The 19,835-nt window shown below is 68.2% G+C and carries 19 protein-coding genes and 3 pseudogenes; 8 read left to right on the forward strand and 14 right to left on the reverse strand.

What is annotated here, in order from left to right:
* On the forward strand, positions 1-462 hold a 462-nt coding region (locus IH68_RS54750), incomplete at its 5' end, for an RNA-guided endonuclease TnpB family protein (RefSeq protein WP_159403889.1).
* A gap of 63 nt (positions 463-525) precedes the next feature.
* Here the strand turns inward: IH68_RS54750 and IH68_RS0148060 are convergent.
* Positions 526-1,089, reverse strand: a pseudogene (locus IH68_RS0148060) (TetR/AcrR family transcriptional regulator); the annotation flags it as partial.
* Positions 1,090-1,278: 189 nt separating this feature from the next.
* On the opposite strand from IH68_RS0148060, the gene IH68_RS0148065 reads away from it, so the two are divergent.
* Positions 1,279-2,853, forward strand: coding sequence for a long-chain-fatty-acid--CoA ligase (locus tag IH68_RS0148065; protein WP_030949967.1), 1,575 nt, complete (start codon positions 1,279-1,281; stop codon positions 2,851-2,853).
* Positions 2,854-3,155: 302 nt separating this feature from the next.
* On the opposite strand, the gene IH68_RS0148070 is transcribed toward IH68_RS0148065, so the two are convergent.
* Both IH68_RS0148070 and IH68_RS0148075 read right to left on the reverse strand, forming a co-directional pair.
* The gene (locus IH68_RS0148070) at positions 3,156-4,223 is read right to left on the reverse strand and encodes an alkene reductase (protein ID WP_030949970.1); all 1,068 of its coding nucleotides are present in this window, start codon (positions 4,221-4,223) and stop codon (positions 3,156-3,158) included.
* A gap of 207 nt (positions 4,224-4,430) precedes the next feature.
* The gene (locus IH68_RS0148075; RefSeq protein ID WP_030949973.1) at positions 4,431-5,270 is read right to left on the reverse strand and encodes an alpha/beta fold hydrolase; all 840 of its coding nucleotides are present in this window, start codon (positions 5,268-5,270) and stop codon (positions 4,431-4,433) included.
* A gap of 130 nt (positions 5,271-5,400) precedes the next feature.
* On the opposite strand from IH68_RS0148075, the gene IH68_RS0148080 reads away from it, so the two are divergent.
* Positions 5,401-6,009 carry a TetR/AcrR family transcriptional regulator gene (locus IH68_RS0148080; protein WP_030949975.1) on the forward strand — a complete coding sequence of 203 codons (609 nt, stop codon included), beginning with the start codon at positions 5,401-5,403 and terminating at the stop codon, positions 6,007-6,009.
* 415 nt (positions 6,010-6,424) lie between these two features.
* Here the strand turns inward: IH68_RS0148080 and IH68_RS0148085 are convergent, their stop codons facing one another.
* From IH68_RS0148085 to IH68_RS60080, 3 genes and pseudogenes are all read right to left on the reverse strand, one after another.
* Positions 6,425-7,255, reverse strand: coding sequence for an enoyl-CoA hydratase/isomerase family protein (locus IH68_RS0148085; RefSeq protein WP_030949978.1), 831 nt, complete (start codon positions 7,253-7,255; stop codon positions 6,425-6,427).
* 379 nt (positions 7,256-7,634) lie between these two features.
* Complete coding sequence (locus tag IH68_RS0148090) at positions 7,635-8,333, reverse strand: SDR family oxidoreductase (RefSeq protein ID WP_030949981.1); 699 nt, start codon at positions 8,331-8,333, stop codon at positions 7,635-7,637.
* Between the two features lie 520 nt (positions 8,334-8,853).
* Positions 8,854-9,287, reverse strand: a pseudogene (locus IH68_RS60080) (NAD-dependent DNA ligase LigA); the annotation flags it as partial.
* Between the two features lie 3 nt (positions 9,288-9,290).
* Between IH68_RS60080 and IH68_RS60085 the strand changes: the two are divergent.
* Positions 9,291-9,710 carry a hypothetical protein gene (locus tag IH68_RS60085; RefSeq protein ID WP_420719047.1) on the forward strand — a complete coding sequence of 140 codons (420 nt, stop codon included), beginning with the start codon at positions 9,291-9,293 and terminating at the stop codon, positions 9,708-9,710.
* Positions 9,711-9,899: 189 nt separating this feature from the next.
* On the opposite strand, the gene IH68_RS0148110 is transcribed toward IH68_RS60085, so the two are convergent.
* The 3 genes from IH68_RS0148110 to IH68_RS0148120 form a co-directional block, all read right to left on the reverse strand.
* Positions 9,900-10,799 carry a LysR family transcriptional regulator gene (locus tag IH68_RS0148110; RefSeq protein ID WP_037886571.1) on the reverse strand — a complete coding sequence of 300 codons (900 nt, stop codon included), beginning with the start codon at positions 10,797-10,799 and terminating at the stop codon, positions 9,900-9,902.
* A 260-nt stretch (positions 10,800-11,059) separates the two neighbouring features.
* On the reverse strand, positions 11,060-11,716 hold the full coding sequence (locus tag IH68_RS0148115) for a hypothetical protein (RefSeq protein ID WP_030949986.1): 657 nt from the start codon (positions 11,714-11,716) through the stop codon (positions 11,060-11,062).
* 251 nt (positions 11,717-11,967) lie between these two features.
* The gene (locus tag IH68_RS0148120; protein WP_030949988.1) at positions 11,968-12,840 is read right to left on the reverse strand and encodes a hypothetical protein; all 873 of its coding nucleotides are present in this window, start codon (positions 12,838-12,840) and stop codon (positions 11,968-11,970) included.
* Between the two features lie 587 nt (positions 12,841-13,427).
* On the opposite strand from IH68_RS0148120, the gene IH68_RS0148125 reads away from it, so the two are divergent.
* Positions 13,428-13,889 (forward strand): transposase family protein, encoded by a 462-nt coding sequence (locus IH68_RS0148125; RefSeq protein WP_267883799.1) that lies wholly within the window; start codon positions 13,428-13,430, stop codon positions 13,887-13,889.
* Between the two features lie 40 nt (positions 13,890-13,929).
* On the opposite strand, the gene IH68_RS0148130 is transcribed toward IH68_RS0148125, so the two are convergent.
* Positions 13,930-14,316, reverse strand: a complete 387-nt coding sequence (locus IH68_RS0148130; RefSeq protein WP_051834146.1) for a hypothetical protein — start codon at positions 14,314-14,316, stop codon at positions 13,930-13,932.
* 331 nt (positions 14,317-14,647) lie between these two features.
* Between IH68_RS0148130 and IH68_RS0148135 the strand changes: the two genes are divergently transcribed.
* Together IH68_RS0148135 and IH68_RS51150 are read left to right on the forward strand one after the other, a co-directional pair.
* Positions 14,648-14,998, forward strand: a complete 351-nt coding sequence (locus IH68_RS0148135; protein WP_037886577.1) for an antibiotic biosynthesis monooxygenase family protein — start codon at positions 14,648-14,650, stop codon at positions 14,996-14,998.
* Positions 14,995-15,578, forward strand: a pseudogene (locus tag IH68_RS51150) (amidohydrolase family protein); the annotation flags it as partial. The gene IH68_RS0148135 and the pseudogene IH68_RS51150, both read left to right, overlap by 4 nt.
* A gap of 519 nt (positions 15,579-16,097) precedes the next feature.
* Here the strand turns inward: IH68_RS51150 and IH68_RS0148145 are convergent.
* The 4 genes from IH68_RS0148145 to IH68_RS0148160 form a co-directional block, all read right to left on the reverse strand.
* Positions 16,098-16,784, reverse strand: a complete 687-nt coding sequence (locus tag IH68_RS0148145) for an SDR family NAD(P)-dependent oxidoreductase (RefSeq protein ID WP_030949996.1) — start codon at positions 16,782-16,784, stop codon at positions 16,098-16,100.
* Between the two features lie 88 nt (positions 16,785-16,872).
* On the reverse strand, positions 16,873-17,640 hold the full coding sequence (locus IH68_RS0148150; RefSeq protein WP_030949997.1) for a DUF899 domain-containing protein: 768 nt from the start codon (positions 17,638-17,640) through the stop codon (positions 16,873-16,875).
* A 77-nt stretch (positions 17,641-17,717) separates the two neighbouring features.
* Positions 17,718-18,383 (reverse strand): DUF2182 domain-containing protein, encoded by a 666-nt coding sequence (locus IH68_RS0148155; protein WP_030949999.1) that lies wholly within the window; start codon positions 18,381-18,383, stop codon positions 17,718-17,720.
* Between the two features lie 34 nt (positions 18,384-18,417).
* Entirely contained in the window at positions 18,418-19,155 is a 738-nt protein-coding gene (locus IH68_RS0148160) for an SDR family NAD(P)-dependent oxidoreductase (RefSeq protein ID WP_030950005.1), read from the reverse strand.
* 165 nt (positions 19,156-19,320) lie between these two features.
* Between IH68_RS0148160 and IH68_RS0148165 the strand changes: the two genes are divergently transcribed.
* Positions 19,321-19,835: sigma-70 family RNA polymerase sigma factor (locus IH68_RS0148165; protein ID WP_030950006.1), on the forward strand; the 515-nt coding region annotated here is incomplete at its 3' end.

Raw genomic sequence — 19,835 nt, forward strand, 5'->3', positions numbered from 1 at the left:
GTTGCCGACGCGCGCCGCGAGTTCCACCACCAGCTCTCCACGAAGCTGATATCCGAGAACCAAGGGATCGCCGTGGAGGACCTGTCGGTGGCTGGACTCGCCCGCACGAAGCTGGCCAAGTCCGTGCACGACGCCGGATGGTCATCGTTCCTCAGCATGCTCCAGTACAAGGCGGAGCGGTACGGCCGCACCCTGGTGAAGATCGGCCGGTTCGAGCCGACCTCCCAGACCTGCTCCACCTGTGGCGTCAAGGATGGACCCAAACCCCTGAACGTCCGGGAATGGACCTGTAGCGCCTGCGGCACGGTCCACGACCGGGACACCAATGCCGCGATCGACGTGAAGACGGCCGCCGGACTGGCGGTATCGGCCTGCGGAGCGCAGGTAAGACCGGGAGCGGTCCCGGCACAGCGCGAAGAAACAGGAAGCCACGGACTCCCGACCGGAAACCGTGCCGCGTAGGGGCACAGCAACCAGCCGAGAAGGCCAGAATCCTCGGCCAGCCGGTACTGACCGCCATCGCGCGAAGGCGAGGGCGTTCTCGATCCCCTGCTCGAGGACCTCGTCGGAGAACTTCCGGTCGGAGAGCGCGCGGGAGAGCTGCAGCGTTCCCACTGCCATGGTGTAGAGGCCGATGGCCTGACTGCGGGCGGACTGGGGATCCTCGGGCGCCAGACGGGCGGCGAGCTCGTCCAGGATGGCTTTGGCGCCGTCGGTGTAGGCGTCCTTGGTCGCGTCACCGCAGCGGCCGATCTCGTCGAGCAGCGCTGCGGACGGGCAGCCGTCGCCGGGGTTGTCCCGGTGCTCGGGCGACAGATACCAGCGAATGAAATCCTCGAGTCCCTCGCGGCCGGGCCGCAGCGTGTCGTACTGCTTGACCTGCGCGCGCAGCTGCTCGGCGACGACGTGGGCGACGAGGTCGTCCTTGGACTCGAAGTGGGCGTAGAAGGCCCCGTTGGTGAGGCCGGCGTCGGACATCAGTGTGGAGATGCCGGAGCCGTCGATGCCGTCCTTCTTGAACCGGTGGCCGGCCTGTTCGATGATCCGCTGCCGCGTGACCTGCTTGTGTTCCTTGGTGTAGCGCGCCACAGGGTTCCTCCCTCAACTCCGCCGGGCCATTGCCTCGCATCCCATCCTAATCTATGGTCTGACGCACGTAATATTACGGTCGACAGGTGATTTTGCGGCCGATCCGCCGCCCATCGGACGGCAGGCCATGGCCCACGTGGCGGCCTCGGCCGTTGCCCGGCTCGACCGCCCCGGAGAATCAGGAGAGCAATGATGCTCAGCCCGAGCCGCAACGTGTCACGACTGCTGACGGACACCGCGTCCCGACTCCCGGAGCGCACCGCGATCGTCTTCGGTGACAACCGCATCACGTACGCCGCCCTCGACGCCGCCGCCAACCGTGTCGCGAACCTGCTGGCCTCGCGCGGGATCCAGCCGGGCGACAAGGTCGCGCTGTCCTGCCCCAACGTGCCCCACTTCTCCAGCGTCTACTTCGGCATCCTCAAGGCCGGCGCCGCGGTCGTGCCGCTGAACGTGCTGCTGCGGTCTGGCGAGATCGCCTACCACCTCGCCGACTCGGACGCGAAGGCGTACTTCGCGTTCGAGGGCACGCCGGAGCTTCCGATCGCGCAGGCCGCGTGGGAGGGGTTCCGGGCGACCGAGGGCTGCACCGAGTTCTTCCTGATTGAGAGCGACGGCGCGGCCCCGGCCGGGGGCGGGAGCCGGACACCGGAGTCCTACCAGGTGGTCGTCGCCGAGCAGCCCGTGACGTTCCGTACGGTCGAGCGCGACGAGGACGACACCGCGGTGGTCCTCTACACCTCCGGCACGACCGGCCATCCCAAGGGCGCGGAGCTGCGGCACCGCAACGTGTACGACAACGCGCTCGTCGGCCGCGACCTGTTCGCCGCCGATCCCGGGCGCCCCGACACCTATCTGTGTGTGCTGCCGCTGTTCCACGCCTTCGGCCAGACCGTCGTCCAGAACGGCGCCTTCGCGTTCGGCGGCACGATCGTGATGCAGCCGAGGTTCGAGGCGCAGGCGGCCCTGCGCCTCATGCTCGCCCACGACGTGACGTTCTTCGCCGGGGTCCCGACGATGTACTGGGGTCTGCTCGCGGCGCTCGACGAGACGGTCGACGTCGCCCGCCTGGCGGCGACCCTTCGCGTGGCCGTGGCCGGCGGCGCGGCGCTGCCCGCCGAGATCCACAAGCAGTTCAAGGACCGCTTCGGTGTGACGATCCTCGAGGGCTACGGGCTGTCCGAGACTTCGCCGATCGCGTCCTTCTCCCGTTTCGGCGAGGAGCCCCGCGTCGGTTCGATCGGGGTGCCCATTCCGGGCGTGGAGATGAAGCTCATCCGCGATGACTGGTCGGATGCCGAGGGCGGCCCCGAGGCGATCGGGGAGATCGCGATCCGGGGACACAACGTCATGAAGGGCTACTACAAGCGGCCCGGCGCGACGGCCGAGGCGATCAAAGAGGGCTGGTTCCGCTCCGGCGACCTCGCCCGCAGGGACGAGGACGGCTTCTACTACATCGTCGACCGGTCCAAGGACATGATCATCCGGGGTGGCTTCAACGTCTACCCGCGCGAGATCGAGGAAGTCCTCATGGAGCACCCCTCGGTCTCGCTGGTCGCCGTGATCGGCGTACCGCACGAGTCGCACGGAGAGGAGATCAAGGCCGTCGTGGTGCGCGAGGCAGGCAGCGGCACGACCGAGGACGAGCTCGTGGCCTGGGCGAAGGAACGGCTCGCCGGGTACAAGTACCCGCGCATCATCCAGTTCGTCGACGAACTGCCCCTGACCTCCACCGGCAAGATCCTCAAGCGCCAACTCTCCTGAGCAGGCTCGCTCGGCCAGGGCGGCCGAGCCAGGTGGCAGAATCAGGCGGCCCAACCTGGGGTGTGTCCGGATGCGATGGCATCGCGCACGGACCCTGCTCGGGGAGAACACCCGGTACCCGGTGCAGCGCTCACGCGGCTGGGTGGGTCTGTGGCGTCAGAACATCGTGTTGTCGTTGGCGGAGGCCTCCGGCACGTTCTGTCCGGCGAGCCAGTGCTCGCATGTTCACCGTTGCCTGGCTGTGCCGTGCGTACGCCGAAGCGCCCGAGGAAGGCGATTTCCTCGGGCGCCGGGCGCTTGGGTCAGGCGGCGTAGGTGGGGTAGTCGGTGTAGCCGGCCGCGCCGCCGCCGTAGAAGGTGGCGGGGTCGGGGGTGTTCAGGGGTGCGCCGGCACGTATGCGCTCGACCAGGTCGGGGTTGGCGAGTGCCATGGAGCCCACGGTGATGACGTCGGCGATGCCGTTGTCGATGTCCTTGGCGCGGGTGGCGATGTCGGTGCCGGCGCGGTTGAGGAGCAGCGTGTGGGGCCACAGCTCGCGCAGCGTGCGCAGGAGTTCCTCGTCGCTGCCGTGGGCGAGGTGCAGGTAGGCGAGGTCGAGGGGGGCGAGGGCGCGTACGAGGTGCGGGTAGAGCTCGTGGGGGTCGTCCTCCGTGAGGTCGCCGAGCTGGAAGGGGTTGCCGGGGGAGAGCCGGATGCCGGTGCGGTCGCCTCCGATCTCGTCGGCCACGGCGGTGGCGACCTCGACCGCGAAGCGGATGCGGTTGTCGAGGGAGCCGCCGTACTGGTCGGTTCGCTTGTTGGTGTTGGTGGCGAGGAACTGGTGGACCAGGTAGCCGTTGGCGCCGTGGATCTCGACGCCGTCGGCGCCGGCCGCGATGGCGGCCGTGGCGGCGCGCCGGAAGTCGTCGACCGTCGCGGCGACCTCGTCGGTGGTCAGTGCGCGCGGCTGGGGCATCTCCTGCATCCCGGCGCCGGTGAACGTGAGGCCCCCCGGCTTGATCGCGGAGGGAGCCACGGGCTGCCGGTGGTGGGGGGTGTTGTCCGGGTGGGAGATCCGCCCGACGTGCATGAGCTGGATGACGATGCGTCCGTCGGCGGCGTGTACGGCGTCGGTGACCTTGCGCCAGCCGGCGATGTGCTCGTCGGTGTAGATGCCCGGGGTCACCGGGTAGCCCTGGCCGTCGGCGGAGGGCTGGGTGCCCTCGGTGATGATGAGGGCGTGCGAGGCGCGCTGGGCGTAGTACTCGGCGTTCAGCTCGGTCGGTACGCCGTCCGGGGTGGCCCTGCTGCGGGTCAGGGGAGACATCGCCAGACGGTGCGGCAGGGAGATCTTTCCGGCGACGGTCGGCGTCCACAGGCTGTCGAGCATGCGTGATTCCTCAGGTTGTTGGTGGCGGACATCCGGCGGACCTGCGTTCCGGGCGGTGCATCCGATGAGGCATGTGAATCCGATGAGGCATCCGCCATGAGCATGGGCAAATTAAATTACGTACGTAATGCTTTACTGGTGGTGGGGGCGGCGCAGGAATATCCGGAGCGACCGTCGGCCGGGGACGTGCCGTTCCCGCGCAGCTGCCTATTCGTCGAGGAACTGAAGAGCGTGCTGCAGGAACCGCTCGGGGTACTGGAACTGCGCTCCGTGCCCGGCGTCGGGGTAGATCAGCAGCTGGGCGTTGGGGATGTTCTGGGCGAGGTGCCAGGAGTTGATCGAGGCGATCATCACGTCGTTCACGCCATTGAGGACCAGCGTCGGCTGGGTGATCGCGTTCAGGTGGGCGTAGGGATTCTCGCCCGGCAGCGGCTCCGCATAGGCGCCAAGCGCTTCGAGCTGCGCCTGTGCGGCTTCGAGCGGGATCGGCGGGTCCTGGTCGGCCCGCTGGTGGCGTCGCTCCCAGAAGGCCCGGCCCGCTTCGATGGCGGCTTCCGAGCGGCCGAAGAACAGGAAGAGGAAGTCCTCCATGGTGAGGTCAGGCTTCGGCGCCAGCTCGTACACCTTGGGGTCCGTCGTCGGGTCCCCGCCCCGGAGGCCGGTGCCGAGCAGGAGGAGCTTGCGCACCAGCTGCGGGTGGCGCAGCACGACCTCCTGTGCCTGGTAACCGCCGATCGAGAAGCCGAGCAGATCGACCTGCTCCAGCCCGAGCGCCCGGATGACCGCGGCGATGTCGTCGGCCATGTCCTCCATCCGGTTGCGCGGTGTGCCGGATGACGAGGCGAGGCCGCGCCCGTCGAACAGGATGACCTCACGGCCCTCGGCCAGGCCGTCGGTGAGCAGCGGGTCCCAGTGGTCCATTCCCCCGCGGAAGTGCTGGACGAGGAAGATCGGGACGCCGGAGGGCTTGCCCCAGCGGCGGTAGGCGAACCGGTCGCCGTCGACCTCGACGTACTGGGTCGGTGCGGTCACATGCGTGTCACTCATGGCCTGGGCCTTTCTGGTGGGGATGAGCAATAAGATGGCGATCGACATCTAAAAAGTCAAGCTCTTTGATGTCGATCGTCATCTATGTATGCTTGGCCGACGAGCGTCGACGTAGGAGGGGTGGCTGGACATGCGGGTCACCAAGGAACAGGCGGAGCAGAACCGCGCGCATATCGTCGCGACAGCAGCCAGGCTGTTCCGCGAGCGCGGCTATGACGGTGTCGGCGTGGCGGAACTGATGGCAACCGCCGGGTTCACCCATGGCGGGTTCTACAAGCACTTCCGCTCCAAGGCCGACCTGATGGCCGAAGCGTCCGCGAGTGGGCTCTCGCAGATCGCGGCACGGTCAGAAGGCCTGGGCCCCGCCGGATTCGTCGAGAGCTACGTCTCCCGGGAGCATCGCGACAGGCGCGGCGACGGCTGCACCGTCGCGGCCCTCAGCGGCGATGCCGCACGTCAGTCGGCGGAGGTCAAAACAGAGTTCGCAGCCGGGATCGAGAGCCTGCTCACTGCCCTGCAGGCCCCGAGCGACACGCCGGGGGATGCGGACCAACGCGCGGCCCGCACCATGGTGATCGACATGCTCGCCCATTCGGTCGGAGCGATCATGCTGTCGCGGGCATGCCCGGACGATTCTCCGCTGGCGGGCGAAATCCTTGATGTCTGCCGCAAGGAGATTCTCGCCTCGCTGGCGCACGGCAGCAGCGATCAGCCGGCAGCACTGGGCCCAGAAGCCTGACCGCAGCCGACCGACGCAGGGCCGACCACCCGAGAGTCAGACACTGACGCAAAGGCCTGCGCTTTCGAGCCGTTGGTGCGGCATTGCAGCAGAAGCCCTCTCAAAGGATGGTCTGCGCCGCTGCCGAGAGCTGTTCATGTGCCGTCGGCGAAGTCACGGCACCGGACGCGAGAACGGTCGGTCCACTTGCACGTGACGACGGTGGGGCATTGGTCGTCGCGTTTTCCGTGTTCGGACCCCGGTGGGTGCGGCGGGGCCCTCCGGCCGGGAGAGCCGGCGGCCGGGCTGCCGTTGAGACGTGCCCGGCCGCCGTGGGAACCCTGATGGGTGGGGGATGGAAGCTGCCCGGGGTGTTGCGGCGCCTAGCGGCGCCCTGTGGGGCGCTGCGGTCGGTCGTGGGCGCGGTCGTGGGTGATCAGAGGGCTTCGCTGACCCGGCCGATGTACTCGCCCAGCTGGTACTCGACGTCGAGGCCCTTTTCGGCGGCCAGTGCGCCGAGCCCGACCGCACGCGCGGCGAATCCCGGCTGCGTCAGGGTGCCCGCGAACTCGCCGAAGGAGGCGACCAGGTGGGCGTCCGGCGGCAGTGTCGCCCGGTTGACCTGGGACTTGGCGGTCGCCAGTGCCTGCCGGTCGAAGGAGGCGAGGCGGGCGACGGTCGCGTCGACGAAGGCGTCGAGTTCCGCGTCGGGCAGGGTGCGGGTGACCCATCCCCAGCGTTCGGCCAGGTCGGCGTCGTAGTCGGCACTGCCGAGGATGGCCTCGAGCGCCCGGTCGCGGCCGATCGAACGGGGCAGTCGCTCGGCTCCCCCTCCGCCGGGGACGAGGCCGAGGCCGACCTCGGGCTGGCCGAAGAACGCCTTCTCGCGGCTGGCGTAGCGCAGGTCGCAGGCCAGGGCCAGCTCGTTGCCGGCGCCGCGGGTACGGCCCCGGATGGCCGCGATGCTGACGAACGGAGCCTTGCTCAGCCGCAGGACCATGTCGGTCCAGAGCGGGTTGTCGTCCTCGTGCTCGGGCGCGGGGAGGTCGGCGGCCGCGGTGGCGTCGAAGTGGTTGATGAAGAAGTCGGGAAGTTCGCTGGCGAAGACGACGACCTGGATGTCCGGGTCGTTCTCCAGCTCCGAGACGATCTTGTGCAGCGTCACGATGGACTCGGGGATCACCAGGTTCACGGGGGGATTCGAGAACGTGATCCTGGCGGTCCGCGGGGTCGTCCGCTCCAGGCGGATCGTGCTGGGCTGGCTCATGGCGTGGTTTCCATTTCCTGAGGGGTTGGGCTTGCGTGGCCGTGATCGAGTCCGGCGACCACGGAGCTGTTGCGCCTGGTGGGGTGCGGGTGTCGCCGACTTGTCACTCGGAGCTGCATCGGCTGGGCCGGCCCCGCCTGCACTTGTGCGGCATGGTGGGCTCCGTTCGTTCGAGCTGATGGCGAGTCATCGCCAAGCCCTATTGAATTACGCTCATAATGTAATAGGTTCGGAAATGCTCAGCAGGCAAGACCCGACGCGCGGGGGAACCGTCGGCGGTCGTGTTGCACGTATGGCCGACCGGCGAACCGTAGATGCTGTGCCGTGGCGTTCCCTTGGCGGACGTGCCTGGCGGTTGGCCCGTGGGGGTGGGTGATCCTCAGGGGAGCTGCGGGTAGAGCACCGAGACGCCCCCGGACAGTGCTGCCTGTGCCTGGCGGGCGGCGTCGTCGGCGAGGATCTCGTAGGCGCCGGCGGCGATGCCGTCCACGGCGATGCGCGCGATGTCGGCGGGGTCGGACTTGACCGCGTCGACGGTACGGACCATGTCGGTGTCCATGTAGCCCACATGCAGACCGGTCACGCGGATGCCCTGGTCGGCCAGTTGTACGCGCAGGGTGTTGGTGAGCGACCACTCCGCGGATTTGGCGGCGCAGTAGGCGCCGAACTCCGGGAAGCTGACCCAGGACAGGCCGGACAGGACGTTCAGCATGGCCCCGCCGCCGTTGGTCGCGATCTGGGGTGCGAAGGCGCGGGCCACCGTCAGGGTGCCGAGGTAGTGGGTGTTCATCTCCAGGCGGATGTCGTCCAGGTCGGCGGTGAGCAGGTCGGCTCCGGTGGAGGAGCCCGCGTTGTTGACCAGGATGGTCACGTCGCCGGTGGTCGCGGCGGCGGCCGCGACGGAGGCGGGGTCGGTGATGTCGAGTGCGATCGGCTTGGCGCCGGGCAGGTCGACCTGGTCGGGATTGCGGGCACCGGCATAGACGGTGGCGCCGCGGCTGAGCAGTTCGGCGGCGAGGGCCCGGCCGAAGCCCCGGTTCGCTCCGGTGACAAGGGCGGTGCTGGCGGAGAGGTCCATGAAGGTTCCCGGTGAAGTGGAGAGGAGATGGCCAGAGCGCGGATGGCGTGGCCTGATACGGCCCAGGCCATTAAATTACGATCGTAATAGTAAGCAGGTTGAGTCAGTGATCGCAACCGATCCGCCTGGTGAACGACGCTGCGCCAGGCACCTTGGCCGGAGCACCGTCAAGAGACAGGCGAATGGTCCCAACGGGCCCTGTGGTGGCCGGCCACTTCGTCGAGAGATACCCCTCACCTCCTTGCTGGAGGCCCAGGGTGTTCGCTTCGCTCGGCCGGCGTCATCGGCGCCGAAACTGACACAACATGACCCTCAGCCTTGTCGGTTGCGGGACAACTCCTACTTAGAGATCAACAACAGCATCGGGACTGCGGCCAGAACGCTTTGACGAGCGCCATCCCTACTCGTGAATCGCCCCCACGAACCGAGAAGTGCAACAGGGCTGTCGCAGTCACCTGCGGAACTGATGCCCTCCTGGCCTGGGTCATCATGGTGAGCTCGACGGAGCGCATCAGCTTCGGATTTGCGGCAGAACGGGCAGCTCGTAGGCGATCGCCCACCGTGGGGCCCGCGTTCCTGAACCTGCCGCCTGCTGGTCGGCCGCGAGATCGGCCTTGATGACGATCCCGTCGATCCCTAACGGCAACTCGGCCCGTAGCGCGGCTATCTCCTGCACCGGGCCAGTACCTGCTCCACGGTGTCGGCGGTGACGCGGGGCACCGCGGTGGCAGCGGTGGTGTTGATCCCGAACGCGGCGGCCTGCGCCATCAGGTCGCTGTGCGTGCTCGCACCCAGCCGCGCGGCGAGCTCGATCCCGGTGTCGGCCAGGGGCAGGAGGCCGTAGCCGAAGAAGGTCATCGGCACGATGTAGGCGCGGTCCTTGGCGCGCAGGGTACCCGCGGAGGCGCCGCGCGGGTTGGCGAACGGCTGCCCGCCATGCGCGGTACGCACCTCGCCATGACGGCGAACGTCGCCCAGCAGATCCTCGAGCCGCAGGCATGGCGGGAGACCCTGCGTGGCGCGTACGAGGCGCTGAGGCCTGGTGGCCGTCTGGTGTTCGAGACCCGGGATCCGGCCAGACGCGCCTGGGAGGAGTGGAACCGTGAAGCCTCGTATCGCGTGACGGAGATCCCGGGCGTCGGCGCCGTCGAGAGCTGGGTGCAGGTGGTGGAGGTGAGCGAGCCGCTGGTGACCTTCCGCTGGCCCTACCGGTTCGCTGCCGACGGGCAGGTGCTGACGTCGCACTCCCCGTTGCGCTTCCGGGAGCGGCGGGAGGTGGAGACGGAGCTGCTCGCCCAGGGCTATGAGGTGGAGGGCATGCGCGACGCGCCCGACCGGCCGGGCAAGGAGTTCGTCTTCGTCGCGCGACGTTCATAGCTCAGCCCCCTGAGGGACCTCGTCGCTCAGATCGACCGGGACTCGATCACTTCGCCGAGCAGATCCAGTGGAACGGGCGGCGCACCTGGGGTACCGGGCGCTGGGCCAATGCCGACGCGGTCGCTCGGCACCGCTAGCGCACCGCCCGCGGCTGGGAGTCGAGCGGCCCGGGTCCGCGTGGAAACTCCCTCAGTCCGAAGACGGCTGCGGCTCATGGGTGTGGGGCCGGGCGAGGGTGTCGGCGGCGACCTGGGCGAAGTCGTGGATGAGGCGGGAGCGGCGGGTCGCCACCCACGCCAGGGCCACCTCGTTGGGGCCGATGTCCTCCACGCGCAGCGGGATCACGTCCGACCGGGTGTAGAAGTTGGCGGTCGACAGCGGGAGCACGCAGACACCCGCTCCGGCGGCCACGAGTTCGAGTTTCTCCTCCACCTGGTGGATCACCGGGACCTCGGGGCGCCGCCCGTCCTGCAGTTCCAGTGCCACGTCGCGCCACTCGGGAACGGCGTGGGGATCCTGCAGGAGGTGCTCGGCGGCGAGTTCTTTGATGCTCACTGACGTCCTGCCGGCCAAGGAGTGCCCCGTCGGCACCATGACGACGCGGGGCTCCCGGAAGAGCGGACGCATCTGCAGACCGTTGCGGTCAATGGGCAGACGCACGATGCTGACGTCGGCCCGGCCGTCCAGCAGCACCTCCACCTGGTCGTCCCAAGTGGTGCGCAGCAGGCGCACGTTCACGTCCGGATGGTGCGCGGTGAAGGCGACCATGGCCGGGGTGACCGTGATGCCGGGCATGAAGCCGATGGTCAGCGACTGGGTGCCCTGGGCCGCCGATCTCACGCGCCTCATCAGTGCCTGGGCAGAAGCGAGCAGGGGGAGGGCGTCCTCCAGCAGCTGTTCTCCCGCCGGAGTGAGCAGCGTCCCGCGGCGGCCACGGTCGAACGCCTCTGCTCCGAGATCGTCCTCGAGGCTGCGGATCTGCCGGGACAGCACCGGTTGGGCGATGTGCAGCTGCTCCGCAGCCCGCCCGAAATGGAGTTCCTGCGCCACGGCTACGAAATAGCGCAGCTTCCGCAGATCAAGATCCACCCGGAATCACCGCCTGCTCCGTCGCCACGGCGCACCCGGTAGGTTGGCCGTTGTGGACCAATTCCGTCCCGGACGTCCTCCGGCACGGCCATGGCAGTCGATCACCAATCGACCGGGCGAGCGCGCACCGCTGCAGACGCTGTCGGTCGGCGGTGCGCAGGCGTGTTCAGCCACGGGACTTCATGCAGTCCGGGACAGGTGCAAAGGCACAGGACCCATGGAGTCGCGCGGGCGGTGCGGCGTGGCGGACCTTCGCCGGGTTACGCGCGGGGCATCGTCATCGCGGGGGCCGGGGGCGGTGTGTGCCGGGGCCACGGTGTGCCGACCTGTTCCTCCACGGCCGTTCGGAATGCTTCCAGAAGGATGCATCCGGGATACGTGCCGAACGTTCCATACTTCCAGCGGTAGTAGCACGACCAGTAGCTGACCAGGCGGCGTTCTGTGCGGGCGAAGAAGGTCGGATTCCGGGCGATGAACTGCCCGTAGAGTCGGCGTTGGGGCGAGTTTGGCCTGGAGAGTCCGGGGAGCCCCCGGCTGATGGCCTCGAGGATCTCCAGCACGTACTCGCCGGCCAGCTGCACCACGAACGGGACCACCCACGGCTCTCTGGATGCCACGAGCTGCTCGAGGCGGCGCTGGCGGACCAGGCCGTCACAGTGCCGGGAGTACAGGCAGTGCAATATCACCTGCTGGGTTTTGGGCGGGCGGCGTTCCAAGTCGGCATCCGGCTCCTCGTTGTAGATGCGTGAGGGGATGGCGACCGTTTCACCCTGCACCTCGACCTCGAAGGGCTGAGACGGCGCGAATCTGGCATCCGGCATGACAGCCAGGACGTCCTGCACGTCGTCGGCAAGACGAGCCGGAAAGGCTGCCGCCAGAACATGGGCGTCGTTCGACGGGTCCCGTGGTAGCCGCACAACACGAGGATAGGCGGCGTTCCTTTCGCCTTTTCAGCCTCCCACCTCAACGTTGCGGGACAATCCTTGGGCTGATCATCTGGCGCGGTTTGCCCTTGTTCCCCTCCATGGCTTACGCGGCGCCAGACGCGCGCCGAGCGGGCTCCCTCGCCGTGGCTCGTGCGGCAGGCCAAGTGGCTGCTGCTACCAGCATTTCAACCGCTTCGCCGGCGCCGCCGCACGCACACCCCGGTCCGCATCGACACAGTCGATCAGGCCCGGGGAGCGGACCGTACGGCGGTGACGATGGCGAGTCCGGGCAGTACGAGGGTGACGCCGGACAGCGTGTAGGCGAGCCACGAAGCCACCGACGTCCAGTGGTTCCAGGCGATGCCTACGACCCACCCGCCGGGGACGGCAAGGAGGCCGCCCACTGTTACTGCAGTCCTGGCCGCGACCTCCACACGGCGATTCAGGAGGAGTTCGTCGCGCCAGTATTCAGGCCAATCGGCTGGGGAGAGTCCGTTGGGAAGCGGGGTGGGTGGGGGTGGTGCCTGGGGAAGAGGCTTCCGCCAGACGAAGAGGATGGCGCACATGAAGGCGACTCCGCCACCGTAGACGAGCACGGTGGCCCAGATGTTGACGTGCCGCTCAAGGACCGAGTTGTTGAATCCGTCGGCGGATATGATGATCATCAGCATCGCGAACTGCGCCGTGAACTGGATCAATCCACGGAAGAAGCGCACTTCCCCGTGCTTGTTGCGGTCGTAAGCTGGCAGGAGCCAGGCTAGCGCGACAACCACGATCAGAGCGTCCGCGGCAAGGATCGCCCCGAAGAACAACTGCTCCGTGATCGCCCGGGTGCATACCAGCTCCCCCGAGGTGAGGGCATACAGGTACGACGCTGTTGCGAGACCAATGAAGCAGGGCAGGAAGAGTTTCAGGCCACGTGACGCATGGCCGTCCCCGCCCTGAGGATTCTTCTGACCGATGACGGTGACCAGGCCGGCGAGAACGAAGCCCGCCATGATGCCGCAGAAGGCGCTCATTGCTCCTGCAGACGCAATAGGACTCCAGTCGACGCCGTCTCTGCCCAAGACACACGTATCGGGAGTGAAGTGGGTGGGTTCCCTGAGAAACGTCATAACAGTGGATGGTGACGGTCTGGGACCACTCATACCGTGGGAAGAGGGAAATCGTGACGATCCATCAGGAGCACAGGGAGCGCACGGTAGACCGCGAAGAGCATGCACGCACTGGCAGGGTGTCTGGCATCTGAGGCAACGCGGCTCACCCTCTGGGCACCCCCTTACCCGATGGGCTCCGAGCGCTGCGACCTCGCCGGCCGGGCCATAGCAAGTCCTGGCACTTTCGGCGCGACCAGGAGCGCATGGACCATTGGCTGGGTCGCAAGGTGTGTGGCGTTCTCGCGGTGGAGGTGGCCTTGACGGTTCTGTTCCTGTCTCTTTTGCGTCGACTCTTGTGAACGACCGATGACGGGTTGACCACTGGGCGACGACGGCCCCGCCCTGGCCTACGGAGCGGGCCGATGAACGTGCTGCCTAAACGCCCTGCTTGGCCACGTCGGTGATTTCGACGGTCACCTTCGTGCCTGGCGAAGCCGTGGAGATCACAGACGGCGTGTAGTTCAGACTCGTCTCGTCGGACAGCTCTGCCGTCTCGATGATCGGCCCGGACTCGTCACCAGAGATCTTTTAGGTGATCTTGTACGTTGCGTCAGGGTCGACTTCCTCGGCGTCGACCAGGAGCGTTACTGATCTCTTCGGACTGTTGTCGGCTGACCGATGAGCGGGGTCGAATGATCTGGATCTCGGCCGCCCGACCCGGACGCACCCACGACATCACCGCCGCCCGCCGCGACCACGTCGTGGCCCACCTGTGTGCCACCGGCCTCGGCGCCCTGGCCGACCCAGGCATTATCGGCCTGGACGACGACGCGGATGCACCCGGGGTCATCACCGGGTTCAAGGACACTCGGGCCCGCAAGCTCACCCCCGCCGAGAAGGACGCCAACCCTGCCCTCGCCGCCGCACGCGCCTCGGTCGAGCACGGCTTCACCCACCTGAAGAACTGGAGGATCCTCACCAAACTCCGCACCGATCCCGCCCGCGCCACCCACCTCCTGCGCGTCCTCCTCGTGTTGACGAACCTCGACGCCACCACTGCCAGATGAACTGCACGACAGATGAGGACGTCCGCGCACCGCGTCCTGGCTATTCGCCCAGCAGAAGGGTCTCCAAGAACTCCTGCGGGGCATCCCTCCAGACGTCGTGGCCGCTGTCCAGGGTGTGGACGCGCCAGGTTGGATCGTTGGCCAGCCGGTCGCGGACGGTGGTGAAGGGCGTGCCGTCCCACCCGGACAGATACACGTAATCCCGGGTCTTGACCTCACGCAGGCCGCCCGTGTCCAGCCGGATCCGCTGGAGGAAAGAGGCCAGTGGATGTGCGGTCACGCGCGGATCCCTGCCGGACGGCGGCTGGACCGCGTATCCGTCCGCCGCCGCGCTCTCCAGGAACAGGCTGCGGTAGGCATCGGTGGTCAGGTCCCAGGACTGGTCGTCCTCGGGTACGTAGGCGTCGCAGTAGACAAGGCGGCGCACGACGCCCGCCGTCTGAACCTTGCAGGGGTATTGCGCAGCCCCCGGAGTCATACGTAAACGCGAGAAGTCGTAGGCCCTTCGGTCCTCACCGTCCTGTCTGAGGCAGCGCACCACGAGGGACGCCTCGTTCTCGACCAACAGGCCGCACTGTGTCCTCGGGCCGTGACCAGGCAGCGACGCCTTGCGCCCGCGAGAACTCACTCACCGGACGCCGGCCGCGAGCAGGCCGCGACGCAGAGCGGTGCTGAAGGGTCAAGAGTTGGATCCCTTGTGGATCCCTTTCGGCAAGGAGGGTGGACGAGGGGGCGGGCCCGGGACGATCGTGAACGACATGAGCGATCAACGCGTTGCACCTGTCGCGGCCCATGAGCCGCCCTACTACGCCGTCGTCTTCACCTCCCTGCGCACCGAGGCGGACGGCGGATACGGCGAGACCGCCCAGCGCATGGGCGAGCTGGTGAAGGAGGTTCCCGGGTTCCTCGGCGAGGACTCCGCCCGCACGCCCGGCGGGCTCTCCGTCACCGTCGCCTACTTCCGGGATCTGGCCGGGATCAAGGAGTGGCGCAACCACACCGAGCACCGGGCCGCCAAGGCGTACGGACGGGAGCACTGGTACGAGCGGTACTCCCTGCACATCGCCAAGGTCGAGCACAGCCACGGCTTCGAGCGGGGCGGCGCATGACCGAAGAGAACGAAGCGGACGAGGTCCGCAGGTTCTGGAAGCGGCTCGGGCTGCCCGGGCTGCTCGACGTGCACACCCACTTCATGCCCGAGCAGGTGCTGCGCAAGGTCTGGGACCACTTCGACTCACTGGGCCGCTGAACGGTGGCGTCGAATGGCCCATCACATGCCAGGGGGAGGGAGACAGAGGAACGGGTCGCGCTGATAAGAGAGTTCGGCGTGCGTCGCTTCATCGCCATCGTCTACCCGCACAAGCCGGGTATGGCGCAGTGGCTCAACAGCTGGGCCGCGGACTTCGCCGGCCGCACTCCGGACTGTCTGCACACTTCAACTCTCTTCCCAGAGCGGGCGTTGCGGGTTACGGGCAGGAGGCCATCGAGGCGGGTGCACGTGTCTTCAAGGCCCATGTGCAGGTGGGGGCGTACGACCCGCCGACTGAACTCCTCGACACCGCATGGGGGTTGCATTCGGCGCCCTGCTCAAGCAGCCGCGCGGAGCCCCGTTCTTCGGCGGTGATCGGGCCATGGCCTGCTCGCCCGGCATCACCGACCTCAGCAGCCAGCGTCTGGCAGCGCAGGCCGAGTGGAACCGCGTGAACTCCAAGATCCCCCAGGGATGGCTGAGCCTCGGATTCCGCCTCTACGGCGACAACGTCTACCTCCTCTCGCCGCCTCATACGACCTGCTCATGGCGGCCTGCCGGAGGCCGGGTTCGAGCCGGTACGGGCAGTGCCGTTCACCAATGTCCAGGACACCATGGCCGAGATCGGCACCGGGGAGCCTTCCTGGACGATGCTCTATCGCGCGACCGCGGAGGTCGTCCCGGTCCGGCGGGTAGCCGTGCGGCCACTCACCGGACCGGTGGTGATCACCGCCCTGGCCGTCCTGCCGGGGTCTCCGGGCCCGCGGGGCGGCGGCTCCTGGAGTCGGTCCACGGGGAAAAGGACTGAGGGGAGGGGGCGCCCGTCCCGCGGTCGAATCAGCCTGTCCCACGGGCAGCGCGGCCAGCACCGGCCTGTCCGGCAGTCAAAGCGGCCCGTCCTGCTGTCAGGATCCGACCAGCCTGTGGCCAGGGATCATCCCGCCCCTGCGAGGAGGGGGTCAGAGGGCTTCAAGTCCCTTGCCAGTCACGGCCACCGGTGTCTTTTGGCGGTGTTCCTGGCCGAAGGCGATCTGGAGGACGGCACGCGCGACCCCGGCTGCGTCGAGCGGCACCGGGTAGTGCTCCTTCAGATAAGCCTCCGCCGACTGGCCACTCTCGGCACCGTACGAGGCGGCCGCGGCCTCACCGATCTCAGTGCCGACCAGCAACTGGCGCGGGACCAGGGCGATGAACCGGATGCCGAGTCCGCGGGCGTCGGAGGCGGACTGAAGGTGGGCGGCCAGGAACATCTGCGTCCGTTTGGCGCCTGCATAGCCGCCCGACAGCGGCGAGCCGCCAAGTCCCGCCCCACTCGACACGATCACCACCGTCGAGTCCGCACGCAGCGGGCGTGCCAGTGCGGCCCGACCCACCTCGAAGGCGATCTTGACGTCGACGTTCCACGGCGCCGAGAACGACTCCCAGCTCTGCTCCTCGATGGGCGCCATCCGCGGACGCGTCCCCGCGGTGACCACGACGAGATCCGGGTCGGCCTCGTCGAGGAGTGCGGCGACCTGCGCGGGATCCGTGGTGTCCCGCTCGTGGCCGATGGCCAGGACGTCGACTCCGGTGGTGGTGAGGGCACCGGCGGTGGCGCGGCCCACGCCGCTGCCGGCGCCGATGACGAGGGCGTTGCGGGTGGTCATGGTGTTCCTCCGCGAAGGGGCGAAGCCGCGGACCGGCGCTCGCGCGCCATCGGGCTCGGGAAATCGGCAGTGAGGGCGTCGATAGGTGTCACTTGCTGCCGTACTCGTCGTGACGGCGCCACCACATGCCGGTCTCGTTGCGGCCGAGCGGGGCGCGGTCGAGCCACTGGTACATGCCCCACAGGCCGTCGACTCCGCGCTCGTACGCCGAGTAGGTGTGGTAGACCAGCCCGTCCTCGCGCGCGAACACGCTCAGGCCAGGTCCCTCTCGCCGGTAGGTGTCCCAGTCTGTTCCCACGCTCGACGCGAACTCGGCGAGTTGGACGCCCAGTTCGCCGGTCGGCAGCCGGAAGTCCCTGTTCTCGCGGTAGTTGTACGTGACGGCTCCCGCGCGCCACTCCTCCTCGGTGTGGGCCACCCCGAAGTCGTAGTTGAAGTCGCTGCCGTACGACGACGCCCAGGGGAAATTCCAGCCCATCCGCCGCTTGTACGCCTGCAGTTTCGCTAGCGGCGCCCGCGACACGGCGCAGAGCGTGACGTCGTGATGCCCGAGGTGGACGACGGAGCCGTCGAAACCGTCCGCGATCGCCGAGCAGGACCGGCACCCCGCCTTGTATTCGGGCCCGAACATGAAGTGGTAGACGAGGAGTTGGGAGCACCCGGCGAAGAGGTCGTCAAGGGACGCCGGGCCTCCTTCGGTCTCGAAGCGGTACTCCTTGTCGACACGGACCCACGGCAATTCCTGCCGCCGCCGCGCCAGTTCGTCGCTACGCCGGGTCAGTTCTTTCTCGGCTTCGAGCAGGTCCAGCCTGGCCGCGAGCCACTCCTCACGGGTGCCTGTCTTGTGGTCGGTCATGGTTTCTCGCTTTCTTGTGCTTCTTGTCGCTTCTTCTTGTTCATCGGACGTGTGCGGTCCGCCCCGCCGATGACGTCTCACATCGATGGCGTGAGACCGGGAACGGACGAGGGTGCGGCGAGGATCAGGAGTCCCAGTCCGACGATCGCCAGCCCCGCCGGCACATCGAGGGCGGCTCTCGCGGGCAGCAGCTTCTGCGCGAGGACGAGGACGGCGATCAGGGACATCCAGGTAAGGCTCATGAAACCCAGCGCGAGCAGCATCAGCATCAGCCCGATGCACGAGCCGACGCAGGAGAGCCCGAACGCCAGCCCGGAGCGGACGTCCTCGTGGCAGTGCCGCCGGAAGTGCCGCTTGAGCGGCGTGAGTTCGTAGGCGCCTGCCGCGACAACCACTACACCGGCGGTGAACGACCCGTGCGGCCGGTACATCGCGTACCCGGCGATGCCGACGAGGGCCCAGACGGCGAGATACGCCCCGACGAACACCGGTACGGCGGCCAGTCCGCGACCGCCGTAGGTGTGGGCGTACCGCAGGACCGCCGGTGTGGCGCCCGGCAGCATCATCGCCGCCATCATCGAAACCCACAGGGCGGCGAAGGAGCCGAAGGAACCGAGCCGGGTCGCAACCCCCATGTCCATCGCCCCGTTCATCTGCCGGACCGCGATGGTCCAGGACACGGCGGTGAGCCCGAGCATCGCCGTCAGCGCGGCCGCCGCCGCGGGCGTCCTGGTCCTCGCCATGCCGCCGGCATCTGCGCCAACCGAGTTCCGCAGCTCAGGACTTGGCACGTTGCGCCGTCGAGAGTTCCGCCAATTGCAGTTCCAGGGCCTTCACCACACCGCCGCGCCAGCCCTCGGCCAGAGACTCCGCCAGAGGATCGGGGAAGATGTCCTCCTCGTCCTTCTCCACCCCGTCGAAGACGGCCCGCGCGACGGACTCCGCGGACGCCTTCGGTACATTGATGCCCTGGGCCATGTCGGTGTCCACGGGGCCGGTCAGCACGGCATGTACGCTCACACCGCGTCCGGCCAGCAGGGCGCGCAGCGACTGCGTCAGCGAGAACGCGGCCGCCTTCGACACCGAGTAGGCCGGAATCAGCGGCAAGGGGGCGAGACCGTTCACCGACAGGTTGTTGACGATCGCGCCCCGCGAGCGGAGCAGCAGCGGGAGGAACGCCCCCGTCACCTCATAGGTGCCGAAGAGATTGACGGCGAGGTGCCGTTCGAGGACGGAGCGGTCGCTCAGGTCGTCGTACAGCGCGATGCCGGCGTTGTTGACGAGCACGTCGAGGACGCCGTGGGATGCGACCTCCTCGGCGGCCCGGCGCAACTGGTCCGCCTCGGTCACGTCCAGCATCAGGGGAGTGACCCGCTCGTCCGGATGGTCCAGCGGCACGCGCGTACCGACGTACACCCGCGCTGCGTCCCTCCTCAGGGCCTCCTCGACCAGCGCCCGGCCGATGCCGCGGTTGCCTCCGGTGATCAGTACTGCGCAGCCCGCGATGTTCGTCATGGTTGCGATCTCCTTTGTTCCTCGTGAAGTGCGGTGTGGAAGCCGGTGTGAAATGCGGTCGCTTGTTGAGACACGGCCGCATCGAGGAAGTCACCGATGACTTTTCGGCCCGGACGGTGTCCTTATCGGGAGGACGAGTCGACGAGGCGAAGCGAGGATGTCGTGGTGATCGAATCGACCCTGGTACGGGCGCGGGCGGGTGACGGGGAGGCGTTCCGCGAGCTCACCGAGCCCTATCGGCGGGAGCTTCAGGTGCACTGCTACCGGATGCTCGGCTCCGTGCAGGACGCGGAGGACATGGTCCAGGAGACCCTGCTTGCCGCCTGGCGCGGGCTCGGGGGATTCCAGGGGCGGGCCTCGGTACGCGCCTGGCTGTACCGCATCGCGACCAACCGCTGCCTGAACGCGTTGCGCGACACGGCCCGCCGCCCCCGCCCCCAGCAGCCGCCGACCGGCCCCCCGCTCGACGTGCCCGAGCCGACGCGACGTTTGGAACCGCTGTGGTTCGAGCCCTACCCGGACACCCTGCTGGAGGACCTGCCGGACACGGCGCCGGGACCGGACGCCCGCTACGAGTCGAGGGAGTCGCTGGCCCTGGCCTTCGTGGCAGGACTCCAGCGTCTGCCGCCGCGGCAGCGCGCGGTGCTGGTGCTGCGCGACGTGCTCGGTTTCCGCACGGC

This window comes from Streptomyces sp. NRRL S-646 (genome assembly GCF_000720765.1).
Classification (GTDB): Bacteria; Actinomycetota; Actinomycetes; order Streptomycetales; family Streptomycetaceae; genus Streptomyces.